The sequence below is a fragment of the Vibrio eleionomae genome, assembly GCF_009874545.1.
Taxonomy (GTDB): Bacteria; Pseudomonadota; Gammaproteobacteria; order Enterobacterales; family Vibrionaceae; genus Vibrio; species Vibrio nitrifigilis.
Map to the genome: position 1 here is coordinate 1 of NZ_WEKT01000113.1, position 2,958 is coordinate 2,958.

Genomic DNA, 2,958 nt, shown 5'->3' on the forward strand with positions numbered 1-2,958 from the left:
CGCCACATGTGTGTATCACTGATATCGAATGAAAAAACGTTCAAAGGTGGAGTAAAACGCAAAAGGAAGATGGCCGGAATGAGTGAAGCGTATTTAGAGAAGGTTCTCGCAGCCCTTTAATGATGGGCACCTTCATGCTTTTGCCCTGCAAAACCAGCTTTCCATTAGTCATCTTAGCTATTAATGACGGTGAGTTAATTGGAGCTGCACAGATAAAATTGCACCAAATGCCAATTTATCCCGAAAAAGAGCATTGGTTAGCGGGGGGGTATGTTAAACCAGAATACAGAGGTCAAAACATTTCAAATACTCTACTAACTGAACTTGATAATATTGCAATAAATCTAGGGGTTAAAATACTTCATTTACAAACAGAGCATTTAGATGGTGGCTTGTACTCTAAGTGTGGTTGGCAAGCGGAGGAAATCGTCAATCACAGAAATATTGATGTTATGGTAATGTCGAAAGTGTTGAGCGCGTAGCCACATAACAAGAGCTATGGCGTCATACGAGTAAGGAAAATTCGGAATATGGACATAAAAATAGACGATTTGTCAGGTATTGAAGTGATCAAATTACTCAATGAACATTTATCGGATATGCACGCGACATCGCCTCCTGAAAGTGCTCACGCTTTGGATGTTGATGCGCTTAAATCCCCAGATATCACATTTTTTAGTGCTTGGCTTGGCGGTGATCTGCAAGGTTGCCTAGCTATCAAACAGTTAACCCCTCAGCATGTCGAACTTAAGTCAATGAGAACTTCCAACTCATCACGCAAGTCAGGCGTAGCGACTAAACTGCTTACTCATGCTATTAACTTTGCAAGTGACAAAGGCTATCAAAAAGTTAGTTTAGAAACGGGTACTCACGAGTTCTTCCTACCAGCAAGAAATCTTTACGAAAAATTTGGGTTTACTTATTGCGAGCCATTTTCTGACTACAAAACTGATCCACATAGCCATTTTATGACGCTGGATTTGGTAGAAAAATCGTATAACAAGAGCAAGCATCAGACAAATTAATCGATTAGGCTCTTGTGGTTTAAAGCTAACTGTTTGCTGAGACAGTAAACAAAATACGGTTCATCGCGGATTAGCGTTATGCACCAAAGTTCGGATGAACGTCCATGCTTTTGTGCAATATCCTGATAATTAGGATATTCTGGCTGCCAATTTGTTGATAAAAAATAACGTGACTTCCTTGGGGAAATTTCCGATATCCTTCTCTGATATCGTCACAGGTTTTGCCAATATCAGGATTTTCTGCAAGTAGCCAAAAAGATTCGTCAAATTGTTTAAGATAAACGTTACGCTGCTCTCTGCCCCAACGTCGGGAAGTAAAGAGGGCGATGTCTTTTAAATCTGACTTCGCCTTTTTGGTGAGCTGGAATGGTTTCATTTTCTTTCTTCGTTATCAAGTTCATTGATAAACGAATCAAGGTCATAGTCAGCCATGCCGCTTTCTTCGCCTTCAACCAGAAGTTGGCGTAGTGTATTCATTTTGGTTTCTTGGGTTTCAAGCAAGCGTAAAGCAGAGCGAATTACTTCACTTGCAGAACCATAGCGTCCACTTTTGATTTGGCTTGCAATGAAACTATCGAAGTGTTCGCCTAAGGTAATACTCGTATTTTTAGCCATCACAGCCTCCTTAGTACCAAGTAATACCTAATTATGGTATCGAAAGAACTTCGGTGCAAGTGGAGGCGCATAAGAATCGCAGTAATTGACAAAAATACGTGTCATGATTTTTACAACAGTGTTTAGCGTCATAAGCTTTGAGGAAAATGATGAAAAGTATCATCGAGCAAGCAATTAAATTACGGAAAGAGACTAAGTATCACGAATCGAGAGCTTTGCTAAAAACGCTGTTAAACGATGACACTTATTCAGCTAGGGCTCACTTACAAATTGCTTGGTCATATGACAATGAAGGTAAAGAGCAAGAAGCAATTACTCATTATCTATCATCTCTTTCAGGTCTGTTATCGTCGCTAGAAAGGTTCGATGCTTTGTTTGGGCTAGCGAGTACCTATCGAAGCCTTGGCATGTATTCGGAGGCGCTACGTTACTTTGAACAAACTCGAAGAGAGTACCCTAGTTCTATTGAAGTTGAGCCTTTTTATGCCATGTGTCTTTACAACTTGGGGCGCCATAAAGAAGCAACATCATTACTACTCGATCTTTTAGTATCAACCACGAACAGTGATGCAATCAAAGGGTATCAGAGAGCAATTTCTTTATATGCACAAGATTTAGATAAAAAGTGGTAATACAAAACGCGCTTATAACAAAGCGCTGATTACACCTTTCAATGCGATAATTTAAGTAGTATATGAAAAATCAAGAAATTGAAATTAGAAAGAATAAAAGAACAATTATTTTTCTACATGGTGGGCCAGGTTTTGATGATTATCTAGAATCATATTTTTCAACTTTAAATGATACATTTAATTGTGTCTTTTATAGTCAAAAAAAAGGCCCTAATATAGTTATAGATGAATTAATAGAAGAAATAGATTTATTAGTAAATAAATGCGAGCATAAACCCATAATATTAGGGCACTCATGGGGTGGAGTTCTCGCATTAAAATATATATCTTTATTTAAAAATAAAATTTGTGGCTTAATCCTAATGAATACAGGGTTGAATACTGAACAATGGCTACAATATAGAGAAACGCTAAAATCATTAAAGCTTGAAGACGCTGAGCCTGAAGATATTTTTATGACAGAAAAAGAAAAATTAATAGGATTAACTTTTTTTGAAAATGTGTCTAGAACATTATCCGTGGATACTTTTAGTTCAATATTTGAACAGTTTTTATCAAGCTTTGATCTAATTAATGAATTGTCAGCAATTTCTTTTCCAATTTTGAATATTTTTGGAGGAAAGGACCATCGTTTTCCAGTAGAGATTGCAAGATCTTTTAAAAAATTTAATCCAAATATCATTGAG

At 37.2% G+C, this 2,958-nt stretch carries 6 protein-coding genes; 4 read left to right on the plus strand and 2 right to left on the minus strand.

Going from position 1 to position 2,958, the window contains the following annotated elements; genetic code table 11:
- Positions 1–119 precede the first annotated feature (119 nt).
- Together F9817_RS23590 and F9817_RS23595 are read left to right on the plus strand one after the other, a co-directional pair.
- The gene (locus F9817_RS23590) at positions 120–482 is read left to right on the plus strand and encodes a GNAT family N-acetyltransferase (protein WP_161158650.1); all 363 of its coding nucleotides are present in this window, start codon (positions 120–122) and stop codon (positions 480–482) included.
- Between the two features lie 48 nt (positions 483–530).
- Positions 531–1,025: a GNAT family N-acetyltransferase gene (locus tag F9817_RS23595; RefSeq protein ID WP_161158651.1), complete on the plus strand. Its 495-nt coding sequence runs from the start codon at positions 531–533 to the stop codon at positions 1,023–1,025.
- A gap of 76 nt (positions 1,026–1,101) precedes the next feature.
- On the opposite strand, the gene F9817_RS23600 is transcribed toward F9817_RS23595, so the two are convergent.
- Together F9817_RS23600 and F9817_RS23605 are read right to left on the minus strand one after the other, a co-directional pair.
- Complete coding sequence (locus tag F9817_RS23600) at positions 1,102–1,401, minus strand: type II toxin-antitoxin system RelE/ParE family toxin (RefSeq protein ID WP_161158652.1); 300 nt, start codon at positions 1,399–1,401, stop codon at positions 1,102–1,104.
- Complete coding sequence (locus tag F9817_RS23605) at positions 1,398–1,640, minus strand: type II toxin-antitoxin system ParD family antitoxin (protein ID WP_161158653.1); 243 nt, start codon at positions 1,638–1,640, stop codon at positions 1,398–1,400. Before F9817_RS23605 ends, F9817_RS23600 begins: the two co-directional genes overlap by 4 nt.
- 149 nt (positions 1,641–1,789) lie before the next feature.
- Here F9817_RS23605 and F9817_RS23610 point away from each other — a divergent pair, with 149 nt between their 5' ends.
- Complete coding sequence (locus tag F9817_RS23610) at positions 1,790–2,272, plus strand: tetratricopeptide repeat protein (protein ID WP_161158655.1); 483 nt, start codon at positions 1,790–1,792, stop codon at positions 2,270–2,272.
- Between the two features lie 62 nt (positions 2,273–2,334).
- Positions 2,335–2,958, plus strand: a 624-nt coding sequence (locus F9817_RS23615; RefSeq protein WP_161158654.1) for an alpha/beta fold hydrolase, incomplete at its 3' end; no start/stop codon positions are given.

Bases quoted from the DNA above. Each gene is read 5' to 3' on its own strand.
- F9817_RS23610 (WP_161158655.1), top strand. From the start codon at position 1,790: ATGAAAAGTATCATCGAGCAAGCAATTAAATTACGGAAAGAGACTAAG.
- F9817_RS23595 (WP_161158651.1), top strand. From the start codon at position 531: ATGGACATAAAAATAGACGATTTGTCAGGTATTGAAGTGATCAAATTA.
- F9817_RS23605 (WP_161158653.1), bottom strand. From the start codon at position 1,640: ATGGCTAAAAATACGAGTATTACCTTAGGCGAACACTTCGATAGTTTC.
- F9817_RS23590 (WP_161158650.1), top strand. From the start codon at position 120: ATGATGGGCACCTTCATGCTTTTGCCCTGCAAAACCAGCTTTCCATTA.
- F9817_RS23600 (WP_161158652.1), bottom strand. From the start codon at position 1,401: ATGAAACCATTCCAGCTCACCAAAAAGGCGAAGTCAGATTTAAAAGAC.